We start from the raw sequence: 13,071 nt of genomic DNA, 5'->3' as shown, positions 1-13,071 counted from the left end.
GTGACCGGCACGGGGGCCGGTACGGGGGCGGCCGCGGCCAGGGGCGCCGGCACCGGGGGGGCCGGCGCCCGTGGGCGGCCGTGCGGGACGCGAGTACGGAAGCGAGTACGGAGAACGTGATGACGGAGAACAGACGATGACCAACCGCGTGACCGAGGCGTACAACGCCGCCTGCAAGATCCCGGGCAACGGCCTGGTCGACGTCATGCGGACGCTGGCGGCGAACCCGGCGATCCCGACCTGGAAGCGCCCCTACCCGCCGCGGCCCAACTTCGTCGAGGAGCGCGAGATCCGCGCGTTCGCCGACGACCTGATGGCCCTGCTGGGCATGCTCACCACGCTGCCCGACCGGCTCTTCGACGGCGACCTGGACCGCTTCCTCGACGCCGTCGGCGTACACGGCGCCCGCGCCGAGCTGATGCGCCGCCACGCGCACCAGACCCCGGTGGTCTTCGGCCGCGCCGACGTCTACCACGACGGCGACGCGTTCAAGCTGCTGGAGTTCGGCATCGGCAGCGACCTCGGCGGCTGGGACTGGGCCGGCGAGGTGCCGCGCGGCCTGCTGGAGATCGACGCCTTCGCGGCCTTCGCGAAGGAGCACGGCCTCGGCTACGTGCACACCGGCCGCGAGACGGTGCGCACCATCAAGGAGGCCGCCAAGGCCGTCGCGGGCGACCGCGAGCCGGTCGTCGCGATCATCGAGGGCCCGGGCGGCCTGGACACCTTCGGCGCGGCCACCTGGTACAACGTGCACCGCGTGATGCGCGGCCTCGGCCTGGACCTCCACCTCGGCGAGCTCGACGACCTCCAGGTGAAGGACGGCCGGCTGGTGCTGGACGGCCACGTCATCGACGTGGTGTGGCGCGCCTTCGACACCGACCAGCTGCTGGAGGATCCGGCGTTCGTCGAGCTGGCGGAGCCGGTCTTCCGGGCCCACGAGGCGGGCACGGTGCTGCTCTGGCACACCCTGCAGAGCAACCTCTTCGGCGAGAAGGGCTGCATGGCGCTGCTCTCCGACCCGCACTACGCGAGCGGCTTCACGGCCGCCGAGCGGCAGGTCATCGACCGCGCGCTGCCCTGGACGAGGTCCCTCCAGCGCGCCGAGGACCTGCTGGTCCCCGGCCGGCTGGACGACCTGATGGCCCGCCGCGACACCCTGATCCTCAAGCCCAACAACCTCTTCGGCGGGCACGGCGTCGTCGCCGGCTGGGAGACGGCCGAGGACGCCTGGCGCACGGCCCTCACCGAGGGCGCGGCCGCGGGCTGCGTGGTGCAGGAGCGGGTCGTCCCGCGCACCGAGTCCATGGTCGACCCGGCCACCGGCGAGGAGCGGCCCTGGCAGACCCTCTGGGGCGTCTTCTACCAGCCGGACGGCTACGCCGGTGCCCAGGCCCGGGTCGTCCCGGCCGGTTCCACCGAGGTCATCGGGCACCGCTCCATCGACCAGGTCCACACCGGCTCGGTGCTGACGTACTGAGCCGTCCGCGCCGAACCGCCGTACAGAATCAGGATGGGTGAAGTGAGAACGTCGGAAGACCACGGAATGTCACACGTCATCGTGATGAACCGTTGGAAGGACACCTACGCCGACTACGCGGCCTACCTCGACCACACGCGGTGTGCCGTCACGTACATCACCAGCCCGCTCGGGCGCGGGGCCGTCCCCGAGGGCGCGGCCGAGGTCGTGACCCTGGACGACATCCAGGACCTCGCGCAGCTGCGGGCCGCCGTCCTCGGCCTCGCCGAGCGCCACGGCACGCCGGACCGCCTCATCACGCTGAAGGAGGAGGACCTGGAGAACGCCGCCGTCGTCCGGGCCGAGCTCGGGCTCCCGGGGATGCGGCTCGACGAGGTCCTCGCGTTCCGCGACAAGGTCGTCATGGGCGAGCGGATCGCCGCCGCCGGCCTGCCGATCCCGGCCTTCACCGCGGTCTCCGCGGCCGAGGACATCACCGCCTTCGCCGCCGAGCACGGCTGGGACCTCGTGGTGAAGCCGCGCGACGGCAGCGGCAGCGCCGGCGTCGTGGTGGTCTCCGGCCCGGAGGACCTCGACCGGATCGAGTTCGGCCGCTGGAAGCTCATGGCGCAGGTGCGCAACCCGCACCCGATCTGCCACGTCGACGGCGTGTTCGACGGCGAGCGGCTGCTGGTGTGGCGCGGCTCGCGCTACGTCAACACCTGCCTGGACTTCGCCCAGGGCACCTTCTACGGCTCGATCGAGGAGGCCGATCCGGAGCTGCACCGGATCATCGGCGAGGCCACCGAGCGGTACATGCGCGCCCTCACCGACCGGGCCACCCCGTTCCACCTGGAGCTGTTCCTGGAGGAGACCGGGACCGGGGCCACCTGCTCCTTCCTGGAGACCGGTGCCCGGGTCGGCGGCGCGGAGACGCCGTTCCTCTGGCGCGAGGTGCACGGGTACGACCTGATGAAGGCGGCGTTCCACCTCCAGCTCGGGGTGCCGCTGGAGGAGGGCCCCGACTGGGACACCCAGGACGTCGCCGGCTTCCTGGTGGTGCCGGCGCCCGCGCCCCGGCCGTGCCGCTTCACCCACATCACCTCGATGGTCGGGCGGACGCCGGGTCCGTACGCCGAGTCGCTGGCCAAGGTGGGCGACGTCCTGCCGGTCGCGCACGGCTACGAGCACGTCGGCGGCCGCTTCCGGTTCCGCGGCGCCACCGCCGAGGACGTCCTGGAGTCGATCACCGAGACCTTCAAGGGCTACACCGTCTCGGCGGAGACCGTGGAAGCCGCCGCGATGTGACGCCGGCTCGGGCGCCCGGTGTCCCGGATCTCCGGCCGCCGCGGCCCGTACATCTCGCGACGGCCTGTCAGGAGGCCAGCGACGTGCGTACGGTGGCCGTGGCGGACGGCCGTGGGCCACCCCCCACGGCCGGATCCGAGACCCGAGACCCGAGACCTGCGCCGAGTACCCGCGGAAGGACCACCACCTCATGCCCCCAGCGACCACCACGACGGGCCGTGCTCGGAAGGCACTTCCGGGCACCTACGGCGCCGCCGCCCTCGCCGTCGGCGCGATGATCTGCGTCCAGTCCGGTGCCGCGGTGTCGACCTGGATGTTCCCGACGGCGGGGCCGCTCGGCACCGCCTCGCTGCGGCTCGCCTTCGCGGCCGCGATCATGCTGATCTGGGCCAGGCCCCGGCTGCGCGGGCGCAGCCGGCAGGACCTCCTGCTCGCCGCCGCGCTCGGCGCGGTCAGCGCGCTGATGACGATCTCCTACTTCGTGGCCATCTCCCGGATCCCGCTCGGGGTCTCCAGCGCGCTGGAGTTCCTCGGGCCGCTCGCCGTCGCCGTGGCCGGCCTGCGCCGGCGGATCGACGTGATCTGGCCGCTGCTCGCGGTCTGCGGCGTGCTGGCGCTGACCCAGCCGTGGAACGGCTCGGTCGACCTCGTGGGGCTCGCCTTCGGGGCCCTGTCCGGGGCGGCGCTCGGCGGCTACGTGATCTTCACCCAGCGCGTCGGCGACCGGTTCTCCGGCGTCGACGGGGTGGCCATCTCGCTGTCGGTGGCGGCCCTGTGCGCCGCGCCCTTCGGGCTGGTGCAGGCCGTGCCGGTGCTCACCCCGGGCATCGTGGCCGGGGCGGCCGGGGCCGCGGTGCTGCTGCCGGTCCTGCCGTACGTCCTGGAGATGCTGGCGCTGCGCAAGCTCACCACGGCCGCGTTCGGGACGCTGCTGAGCTTCGAGCCGGGCTTCGCCACGCTGATCGGCTTCGTGCTGCTGCACCAGACCATGAGCCTGCTCCAGCTCGCCGGCGTCGTCTGTGTGGTCGCGGCCAGCCTCGGCGCCGTGCGGCGCGGCGAGCGCACCCCGGAGACGCCCGCCGGCCCCGGATCCGACGCGGCCGTCGTCCCCGCGCCGGAGAAGGCCGCCACCGGCTGACCGGCCGGTAACCCGCCACCGTCCGCCCCGGAGCACCCGCCCCGGGGCGGACGCGCGTGCGGGCGGCGGGAGGCTACGGCCAGACCAGGCAGTACAGCTGGTGCCCGGCGTCGTGGAGGCGGTTGGCGAAGTCCTGCCACTCGTGCAGCATGCTGTAGATCACGAAGGCGTCCCGGGGGCCGCGGCGGTCGGGCACGGTGGACCAGATGAACGCGGCGGCGCCGAGTTCGGTCTCGTCGGCCTTGCGCAGCGGTTCGACGACGTTCTGCGGGAGCTGCACCACCGCGTAGTCGGGGTGCAGCACGACCAGCTCCAGCGGCGGCACCTGGTGCAGCGGCACGCCCTGGATGCCGGTGAGGACCATGGCGCTCATGGTCTCCGGCTTGATCTTGGTGGAGAGGTGCCCGTTGGGCGAGCCGCTGGTCTCCATCAGGTCGCCGAGCCGCCCCAGCGAGCCGAGCTCGCCCGCGTCCAGGCCGAGCCCTCCGGGGCCGAGCGCGGTGGGGACTCTGGCGGCGGTGGCGCGGTCGGGTGCGCCGAAGTACTTGTACGTCACCCCCACGCGTCCCTCACCCCGCCTCTCGCCACCGCGACCGCCACGCCCCGTACCCGCTCCCGTACCCCCGCGTGCGGCCTCGGCGGGGCGGCGGGGGCCACCCGCGGCCTCGTCGTAGCCGTCCTGCGCCTCGGACACTCGGACCATCCTCACCGGAATTCGCCGGAATCGACAGACCCCCGCACGTCCGGCGTCCCACCGGTCGTGCTCCTTACCCGTCATGCGCCGCCGTACCCAGTCATGGCACGCGGCAGTCCTCTTCACACCCCTGAAACACCGGAGCTTGCGCACGCCCGGAGTACACAGTCTGACTGGTCCGTGCAGCCGGGGTCGCCAGGACCCCCGGTTGTACGGATAACCGTACAGACTTCGTCACCCGGATCATCGTTCCAGATGATGAGGTCCGACATGCAGAGGTGAAGGACACGATTTGAGACCATGTCTCCCGTGAGCTACCCCTACGAAGCCCCCCAGTCCCAGTCGCTCTTCGACCGCGCCTCGGTCGTCACGCCCGGCGGCGTGAACTCCCCGGTGCGCGCCTTCCGCGCGGTCGGCGGTACGCCGCGCTTCATGGTGTCCGGCAGCGGCCCCTACCTCACCGACGCGGACGGCCGCGAGTACGTCGACCTGGTGTGCTCGTGGGGCCCGATGATCCTCGGCCACGCGCACCCCGCGGTGATCGACGCCGTGCAGCGGGCCGTCGCGCACGGCACCTCCTTCGGCACGCCCGGCCAGGGCGAGGTCGAGCTGGCGGAGGAGATCGTCGCCCGGATCGCCCCGGTCGAGCAGGTCCGGCTGGTCTCCTCGGGCACCGAGGCGACCATGTCCGCGATCCGGCTGGCCCGCGGCTTCACCGGCCGGGCCAAGATCGTGAAGTTCGCCGGCTGCTACCACGGTCACGTGGACGCGCTGCTGGCCGCCGCCGGGTCCGGCGTCGCGACCTTCGGCCTGCCGGACACCCCGGGCGTCACCGGCGCCCAGGCCGGCGACACCATCGTGCTGCCGTACAACGACCTGGCCGCGGTCGAGCAGGCCTTCCGGGCGCACCCGGGCGAGATCGCCTGCGTGATCACCGAGGCCTCGCCCGGCAACATGGGCGTCGTCCCGCCGCTGCCCGGCTTCAACGGCGGTCTGGCCCGGCTCTGCCGGGAGAACGGCGCGCTGTTCATCTCGGACGAGGTGATGACGGGCTTCCGCGTCTCCAAGGCGGGCTGGTACGGCCTGGAGGCGGCGCACGAGGGCTGGGCGCCGGACCTCCTCACCTTCGGCAAGGTGATGGGCGGCGGCTTCCCGGCGGCGGCCTTCGGCGGCCGCGCGGACGTCATGGGCCACCTGGCCCCGGCCGGTCCGGTCTACCAGGCCGGTACCCTCTCCGGGAACCCGATCGCCACCGCGGCGGGCCTGGCCCAGCTGCGCGGCTGCACCGACGAGGTGTACGCCACGGTGGACCGGGTGGCCGCCGAGCTGTCGGCGATGGTCTCCGGCGCGCTGGCCAAGGAGGGTGTGGCGCACCGGCTGCAGACCGCCGGGAACATGTTCTCGGTGTTCTTCACCGAGGCCGCGGTGACCAACTACGACGAGGCGAGGACCCAGGAGGCGTTCCGCTTCAACGCCTTCTTCCACGCGATGCTCGCCGAGGGCGTCTACCTCCCGCCGTCCGCCTTCGAGTCCTGGTTCGTCTCGGCGTCCCACGACGAGCGGGCGATCGAGCGGATCGCCGCCGCACTGCCGGCCGCCGCCCGCGCGGCCGCCGAGGCCCAGCCCGCGTAGCCGCGGCCGACCACCAGGAGTACTGAGAAGTGAGCACCAACGACACCACCGTCGTCCACCTGATGCGACACGGCGAGGTGCACAACCCGGAGGGCGTCCTGTACGGCCGCCTGCCCGGCTACCGGCTGTCCGAGCTGGGCCGGCAGATGGCCGACCGGGTCGCCGAGGACCTGGCCGGCCGGGACATCACCCACGTGGTGGCGTCCCCGCTGGAGCGGGCGCAGGAGACCGCCGAGCCGATCGCCAAGTCGCACGGCCTGGACCTCGCGGTCGACGAGCGGCTGATCGAGGCCGACAACATCTTCCAGGGCAAGACCTTCGGGGTCGGCGACGGCTCGCTGAAGAACCCGGGCTACTGGAAGTACCTGACCAACCCGTTCAAGCCGTCCTGGGGCGAGCCGTACCTGGAGCAGGCGGTGCGGATGATGGGCGCGCTGGCCGCCGCCCGGGACGCCGCGCGCGGCCACGAGGCGGTCTGCGTCAGCCACCAGCTGCCGATCTGGATCGTGCGTTCCTTCGTGGAGCGCCGCCGGCTCTGGCACGACCCGCGCAACCGCCAGTGCTCGCTGGCCTCGCTGACCAGCTTCACCTACGAGGGCGACCGGATCGTGTCGGTCGGCTACCGCGAGCCGGCCCGCGACCTGCTGCCCGCGCACCTGGTCGGCAAGGGCGGGAAGAGCAAGCCGGTGGGTAAGAGCTTCGGCGCCTGACCGCCGTCGGGTGGTCTGGCCCAGCCGCAGGTCAGAGGGGGTTCGACACGGAATGTCGGACCCCCCCGAACCTGCCCGCAACTCCATGCGAAACTTTTCACATGTCTGGCATGACGCGCCCCCGTCCCCGTGTCGCCGCAGCGGCCGCCGCCACCGCCGCCGCTGCCGCGCTCGCCCTCAGCGGCTGCAGCTCCTCAGGTTCGTCGGCCAGCGGTGACGGCCAGATCGGCTTCGTCTCGGCCAAGGGCAGCAACATCTCCAAGGCCGCGGTGGGGCACCGCCAGGACGCGCCCGACCTCTCCGGCACCACCCTGGAGGGCACCCCGGTCAAGCTCTCGGACTACCGGGGCAAGGTCGTCGTCCTCAACGTCTGGGGCTCCTGGTGCGGGCCCTGCCGGGCCGAGGCGGACGACCTCCAGCGGATCTGGGACAAGTACAAGGACCAGGGCGTCCAGTTCCTCGGCATCAACACCCGGGACCCGGAGATCACCAACGCCGTCCGCTTCGAGCAGGAGCGGGGCGTCACCTACCCGAGCCTCTACGACCCGGCCGGGACGCAGCTGCTGAAGTTCCCCAAGGGCAGCCTCAACCCGCAGTCCGTGCCGACCACCATCGTGGTCGACCGGGAGGGCAGGCTCGCCGTCCGGGCCGTCGGCGGCCAGCTGGACGACGGCCTGGAGTCGATGCTCCAGCCGGTCCTCGCGGAGCAGCAGCAGTGAGTGCCGCGGCCCAACTCGCCGACACCACCGGGACCATCCAGAGCGGGGCGCTGCTGGTGGCCGCGCCGATCGCGCTGGTGGCCGGTCTGGCGTCGTTCTTCTCGCCGTGCGTGCTGCCGCTGGTGCCCGGCTACCTCTCCTACGTCACCGGCTTCTCGGCCGCCGACCTCGCCGACGCGCGCGGGGCCCGGCGCGGCCGGATGCTGCTCGGGGTGCTGCTGTTCATCCTCGGCTTCACCGCCGTCTTCGTCTCCACCGGCGCGCTGTTCGGCTTCTTCGGCTCGACCCTCCAGGAGCACCGGCGGGTCATCTCGATCGTGTTCGGCGCGCTGACCATCGTGATGGGCCTCGCCTTCATGGGCCTGGTGCCCGGGCTGAGCATGCGCGAGGTGCGCTCGCACCGCCGCCCGGCGGTCGGCCTGCTCGGCGCGCCGATGCTGGGCGTGGTCTTCGGCGTCGGCTGGACGCCCTGCCTCGGCCCGACCCTGGCCGCCGTCCAGAACCTGGCGCTCAACGAGGCCGACGCCGGCCGCGCCGCGCTGCTGATGACGGCCTACTGCCTGGGCCTGGGCGTACCGTTCGTCGTGGCCGCGGTGGCCTTCCGCCGGGCCCTGGGCGCCTTCGGCTGGGTCAAGCGGCACTACCCGCTCGTCATGCGGATCGGCGGCGGCATGCTCGTCGCGGTCGGTCTGCTGCTCGTCACCGGGGTCTGGGACTCGATGGTGAACGAACTGCAGTCCTGGACCGCCGACTTCCAGATCGGAATCTGACCGTGAGCAAGACCACGACCGATACCGAGCTGCCCCCCCAGGCGGTCGAGGACGCGGCCGAGCGGCTGACCAGCGCCCCGGTCGAGTCGGACGGCCCCGGCGGGATAGGGGCGTTCGGCTGGCTGCGCTGGATGTGGCGCCAGCTGACCTCGATGCGGGTCGCGCTGATCCTGCTCTTCCTGCTCTCGCTGGCCGCCATCCCGGGCTCGCTGATCCCGCAGAGCGGCCAGAACGAGTTCAAGGTCGAGACCTGGAAGGCCCGGCACACCACGGTCGCGCCGATCTACCAGAAGCTCCAGCTGTTCGACGTCTACAGCTCGGTCTGGTTCTCGGCGATCTACATCCTGCTGTTCGTCTCGCTGGCCGGCTGCATCGTCCCGCGCACCTGGCAGTTCGTCGGCGTGCTGCGTGCCCAGCCGCCGGCCGCGCCGCGCAACCTGACCCGGATGCCGGTCTACGCGGCCTGGCGCACCGAGGCGGACGCCCGGGAGGTGAACGCCGCCGCGCACCGGCTGCTGCGGCGCCGCCGGTTCCGGGCGAACCTGGCCGGCGGCGCGGTGGCCGCCGAGAAGGGCTACCTGCGCGAGGTCGGCAACCTGGTCTTCCACCTGTCGCTGTTCGCGCTGCTCGGCGGCTTCGCCTGGGCGAGCCTGGCCAGCGGCACCGGCGGCAAGCTGATGGTCGCCGGCGAGGGCTACTCCAACACGATCACCCAGCTCGACGACTTCACCGGCTCGCGGTTCTACGGCTCCCAGGACCTCGACCCGTTCTACCTGAAGCTCAACGACTTCACCTCGCGCTTCCAGACCAAGGGCGACCAGATCGGCGCCGCCCGGGAGTTCACCGCGAACGTCGAGTACTACTCCGGCAGCGACGCGTCGAAGCTGAAGCAGGGCTCGATCGAGGTCAACCACCCGCTGGAGATCGGCGGCAGCAAGGTCTACCTGATCGGCCACGGCTACGCCCCGGTGGTCACCGTGCGCAACGCCGCCGGGACGGTGGTCTACACCGGTGCCACGCCGTTCCTGCCGCAGGACCCCAACCTGACCTCCACCGGCGTCATCAAGGTCTCCGACTACGGCGAGAAGGACGGCAAGCGGACCCAGATGGGCTTCTCCGGCTTCTTCCTGCCGACCGCCCCGGTGGCCTTCGACGCCAACACCGGTCCGCGCTCGCTCTTCCCCGGCGACGCCGACCCGGCGCTGGTGCTGAACGCCTTCGCGGGCGACCTCGGCACCGACTCCGGCCTGCCGCAGAACGTCTACCAGCTCAACACCAAGAACCTGACGCAGCTGCAGCAGGACGGCAAGATCGCCAAGGTCCGGCTGAAGCCGGGCCAGGCGTGGGACCTGCCGGACGGCTACGGAAGCGTCACCTTCGAGGGCTACAAGCAGTGGGCCAGCTTCAACGTCTCGCACCGCCCGGGCAACGCGATCGCCCTGACCGGCGGCGTGCTGGCGATCCTCGGCCTGATCGGCTCGCTCTTCGTGCAGCGCCGGCGGATCTGGGTGCGCGCGGTGGCGCTGCCCGGTGGCGGCACCCTGGTCGAGCTGGCCGGGCTGGGCCGCAGCGAGTCGGCGAAGACCGCCGAGGAGCTGGCCGAGCTGGCGGTCGACCTCCAGGACGACGCTCCGGCGGCCGACGAGCCGGACTCCGGCGCGACCGGTCCCCACCGGCCGGATGAACCCGCCGGGGCCGCCGAGGCCGCCGAGCCCGATCAACCCGCCGAGCCCGCCGAGCCCGCCGAGCCCGCCGGGGCCGCAGCGGCCCCCGAGCCCTCGGCACCCGCAGACCCCGCAGTCCCTGCCGACCAGAACTCCAAGGAGTAGACGGTGCATCTCGCCTCGGCGGTCGACCCACAGCTGGCCGACCTGTCCAACAAGCTGATCTACTCGGCCATGGCCGTCTACCTGATCGCCATGTTCGCCTACATGTTCGAGTGGACGTTCGGTTCCAAGGGAGCCGTCGCCGTCCGTTCGTCCGCGCAGGCGGGCCTGGCCGAGACCGTCGCCGAGGCCGCGCCCGCGGCCGGGAGCGGCAAGAAGGTGACCGTCACGGTCGCCTCGGCCGGCGGCGGCACCACCACGCTCACCCGCACCGCGCTGGCGGGCGAGGGCGCGACGGTGGTCACCAGCGGGCGCGGCGACGGCGAGGTCGACGGCCCGGGCGCGGCCGGCACCAGCGAGAAGGCCGACCTGTCGGGCCGGATCGCGATCTCGCTCACGGTGCTCGGCGCCATGCTGCACGCGGGCGGCGTGGTCACCCGCGGCCTCTCGGTCTCACGCTGGCCGTGGGGCAACATGTACGAGTTCTCCTGCGCCTTCGCGCTCGCCATGACGGTGGCCTTCCTCGGCCTGCTGCTGACGAAGAAGCCGGTCCGCTGGCTCGGCCTGCCGGTCACCCTGGCGGTGCTGCTGACCCTCGGCATCGCCGTCTCGGTGTTGTACACCGAGTCCGAGCAGCTCGTCCCGGCGCTCCACTCGTACTGGCTGGCGATCCACGTCTCCACCGCGATCATCTGCGGCGGCGCCCTGTACGCGGCGTTCATCGCGACCCTGCTGTACCTCGGCAAGGACTCCTTCGACAAGCGGATGGCGGCCGGCCTGGCCAAGGGCCCGCTCGGCACCTCGCCGTCGATCTGGCGCCGGCTGCCCGCCGCCTCCACGCTCGACAAGCTGTCCTACCGGATCAACGCCCTGGTCTTCCCGCTCTGGACCTTCACCATCATCGCGGGCGCGATCTGGGCCGAGGCCGCCTGGGGCAAGTACTGGGAGTGGGACCCGAAGGAGACCTGGTCGTTCATCACCTGGGTCGCCTACGCCTGCTACCTGCACGCCCGCGCCACGGCGGGCTGGCGGGGCCGCAAGGCCGCGTACCTCGCGGTGCTGGCCTTCGCCTGCTACCTGTTCAACTACTACGGCGTGAACATCTTCGTCACCGGCAAGCACTCGTACGCGGGGCTCTGACCGGGGCTGCACCACCCACCGGCCCGGCGCTCCGACCAAGGAAGCCGGGCCGTGGTGCGACAGGGGTAGTTCGTGCCGGCCACCCGGTCCGGCACGGGGAGGAACCGAGGAGGAAATCGCGCAATGGAGTGCGACGAGGTCATGCTGACCGTCCGAATCACCGCCGCCGAGCGCACGCTGCTCCGCAGACTCGCCCAGGGGCACCGCAGCGACGTGTCCGAGGTCGTGGCCGACGGCCTGCTGGACATCATTCCGACGCTCAGCTCGCAGGCGGACGCCTACCGGCTGCTGGGCGCCCTGACGGCCCCCGCGCCGTGCGCGCTGACCGTCTGGCTGCCGACGCCGCTGGCCGATCTGCTGGTGCCGGGGGCGGCCCGGATCGCCCAGGTGACGCAGGTGCGGATCGGCTCGGCCAGCGCCATGCTGGGCGCCGCGCTGCGGCTCTGGCTGGCCCAGGACCCGACCAGGCTGGCCGCCAACCTCAGCGTGATGCACGCCGGCCGCCCCGCGGCGCTGGTGGCCGCCTGAGGGTGCGGACGAGGGGCCTGCCGGCCGCCCGCCGGCCCCGGACACCGGTCCGGGGTCAGCTGGCGAGCGGCAGGCCCCTCGCGCGTCCGGAGCCGGCGGGGCGGGTGTCCCGGGCCTCCTGCCGGGCCGGCTCGGTCAGCAGCCGGCACTCGGCCGCCGTCCGGCCGTCCTGGACCAGCTGGACCCGGACCGGTACCCGCCGGCCGTCCGCGCCGCTCTCCCGGACGGCCCGCACCAGGCAGGGCCGGTCCAGCTCGATGAAGCGGTCGAACGAGGACAGCAGCTCGACCGGCACCACCGGCTCGGGGTGCCGCAGCCGCTGGGCGGCCTGCCGGGCGGCCTCCAGCACCAGCATCCCGGGGACGTGGTCTGCCGCCGGGTCGAACAGCACCGGGTGGCCGGGGTCCACCCGCAGCAGCCAGCTGTCCGGCGCGGGGGACGCGCCGAGCACCACGTCGGCGGACCGCTCGCGGCCGACGAGTTCGGGCGCGGTCGGCGCGGACAGCGCCGCGGCCCGCATCGGGGGCGCGCCGGACAGCCGGGGAGGCACCGGCCGGGGCCCCGGACCGCGCAGCCGGGCGTAGGCGGCGGGGGAGTGCACTCGTAGCTCTCCGGAGCCGTGGCCGACCGGACGGCCGTCCCGCTCGACCTCGACGTGCACCCGCAGCGAGGCCGGTCGGCCGTGCCGCATCCGGACGTCCTGGCAGCCGACCTTGAGCATCAGCGAGGCCGGTCCGGCGCCCACGGCGAGCCCGTCCAGCCCGGCCGGGCCGAGCGTGAAGCAGAGTTCGTCCAGCGTGAAGTGGTGGCCGCGCGGCACGCCGAAGCCGACGTGGCCGATCAGCAGACCGGCCTGGCGGACGGTCTCGGCCATCAGCAGCGGGTCGTGGTGCCGGTCGTCCGGCAGCCGGTAGAAGCCGTGCAGCCGCGGCCATTGGGCGCCCAGCAGGAAGTCGTAGGGGCCGGCCGACTGCCAGCCCGTGATGAGGACGTCGGAGACGCAGGAGCGGTGGACCAGGTGCCGGGAGACGGTCCGCTCGTGGAAGTCGTAGCCGGGACCGGGGTGGGCATAGGGGATGCCGGCGTCCGGATCTACGATCAATGGCATGACTGGCCCCACTCCCGGGTCTCGGCCGACCGGCCGCGCAGA

12 protein-coding genes are annotated in these 13,071 nt (G+C 72.9%); 10 read left to right on the top strand and 2 right to left on the bottom strand.

The window, feature by feature from the left end; all coding sequences use genetic code 11:
• The first annotated feature begins 136 nt into the window (after positions 1–136).
• From ACIF6L_RS01555 to ACIF6L_RS01545, 3 genes are all read left to right on the top strand, one after another.
• Positions 137–1,477, top strand: coding sequence for a hypothetical protein (locus ACIF6L_RS01555; protein WP_329488269.1), 1,341 nt, complete (start codon positions 137–139; stop codon positions 1,475–1,477).
• A 66-nt stretch (positions 1,478–1,543) separates the two neighbouring features.
• Complete coding sequence (locus ACIF6L_RS01550; protein ID WP_396485746.1) at positions 1,544–2,764, top strand: acetyl-CoA carboxylase biotin carboxylase subunit family protein; 1,221 nt, start codon at positions 1,544–1,546, stop codon at positions 2,762–2,764.
• Between the two features lie 190 nt (positions 2,765–2,954).
• Positions 2,955–3,902 carry an EamA family transporter gene (locus ACIF6L_RS01545; protein ID WP_359805092.1) on the top strand — a complete coding sequence of 316 codons (948 nt, stop codon included), beginning with the start codon at positions 2,955–2,957 and terminating at the stop codon, positions 3,900–3,902.
• Positions 3,903–3,975: 73 nt separating this feature from the next.
• On the opposite strand, the gene ACIF6L_RS01540 is transcribed toward ACIF6L_RS01545, so the two are convergent.
• Complete coding sequence (locus tag ACIF6L_RS01540) at positions 3,976–4,605, bottom strand: hypothetical protein (RefSeq protein ID WP_380383597.1); 630 nt, start codon at positions 4,603–4,605, stop codon at positions 3,976–3,978.
• A 291-nt stretch (positions 4,606–4,896) separates the two neighbouring features.
• Here ACIF6L_RS01540 and hemL point away from each other — a divergent pair, with 291 nt between their 5' ends.
• The 7 genes from hemL to ACIF6L_RS01505 all read left to right on the top strand — a co-directional run bounded on the left by hemL (position 4,897) and on the right by ACIF6L_RS01505 (position 11,921).
• Positions 4,897–6,228, top strand: a complete 1,332-nt coding sequence (gene hemL, locus ACIF6L_RS01535) for a glutamate-1-semialdehyde 2,1-aminomutase (RefSeq protein WP_352286241.1) — start codon at positions 4,897–4,899, stop codon at positions 6,226–6,228.
• 62 nt (positions 6,229–6,290) lie between these two features.
• Complete coding sequence (locus ACIF6L_RS01530; protein ID WP_329492147.1) at positions 6,291–6,938, top strand: histidine phosphatase family protein; 648 nt, start codon at positions 6,291–6,293, stop codon at positions 6,936–6,938.
• A gap of 110 nt (positions 6,939–7,048) precedes the next feature.
• Positions 7,049–7,657 (top strand): TlpA disulfide reductase family protein, encoded by a 609-nt coding sequence (locus ACIF6L_RS01525; RefSeq protein WP_329488257.1) that lies wholly within the window; start codon positions 7,049–7,051, stop codon positions 7,655–7,657.
• Positions 7,654–8,427 (top strand): cytochrome c biogenesis protein CcdA, encoded by a 774-nt coding sequence (locus tag ACIF6L_RS01520; RefSeq protein WP_329488256.1) that lies wholly within the window; start codon positions 7,654–7,656, stop codon positions 8,425–8,427. The genes ACIF6L_RS01525 and ACIF6L_RS01520 overlap by 4 nt, the downstream gene beginning before the upstream one ends.
• Positions 8,428–8,429: 2 nt before the next feature.
• A complete protein-coding gene (locus ACIF6L_RS01515) occupies positions 8,430–10,256 on the top strand; it encodes a cytochrome c biogenesis protein ResB (RefSeq protein ID WP_396485743.1) in 1,827 nt (608 codons plus the stop codon).
• A gap of 3 nt (positions 10,257–10,259) precedes the next feature.
• Positions 10,260–11,393, top strand: a complete 1,134-nt coding sequence (gene ccsB / locus ACIF6L_RS01510) for a c-type cytochrome biogenesis protein CcsB (RefSeq protein WP_329488254.1) — start codon at positions 10,260–10,262, stop codon at positions 11,391–11,393.
• 123 nt (positions 11,394–11,516) lie between these two features.
• Positions 11,517–11,921 (top strand): hypothetical protein, encoded by a 405-nt coding sequence (locus tag ACIF6L_RS01505; RefSeq protein WP_329488253.1) that lies wholly within the window; start codon positions 11,517–11,519, stop codon positions 11,919–11,921.
• Between the two features lie 55 nt (positions 11,922–11,976).
• Here ACIF6L_RS01505 and ACIF6L_RS01500 read toward each other — a convergent pair whose 3' ends face one another.
• Complete coding sequence (locus ACIF6L_RS01500; RefSeq protein ID WP_359834857.1) at positions 11,977–13,029, bottom strand: ScbA/BarX family gamma-butyrolactone biosynthesis protein; 1,053 nt, start codon at positions 13,027–13,029, stop codon at positions 11,977–11,979.
• Between the last annotated feature and the right edge of the window lie 42 nt (positions 13,030–13,071).

The sequence above is a fragment of the Kitasatospora sp. NPDC086009 genome, from assembly GCF_044540385.1.
Taxonomy (GTDB): Bacteria; Actinomycetota; Actinomycetes; order Streptomycetales; family Streptomycetaceae; genus Kitasatospora.
Note: the sequence above shows the minus strand (reverse complement) of the source record. Positions and strands in the feature narration are given on the sequence as shown.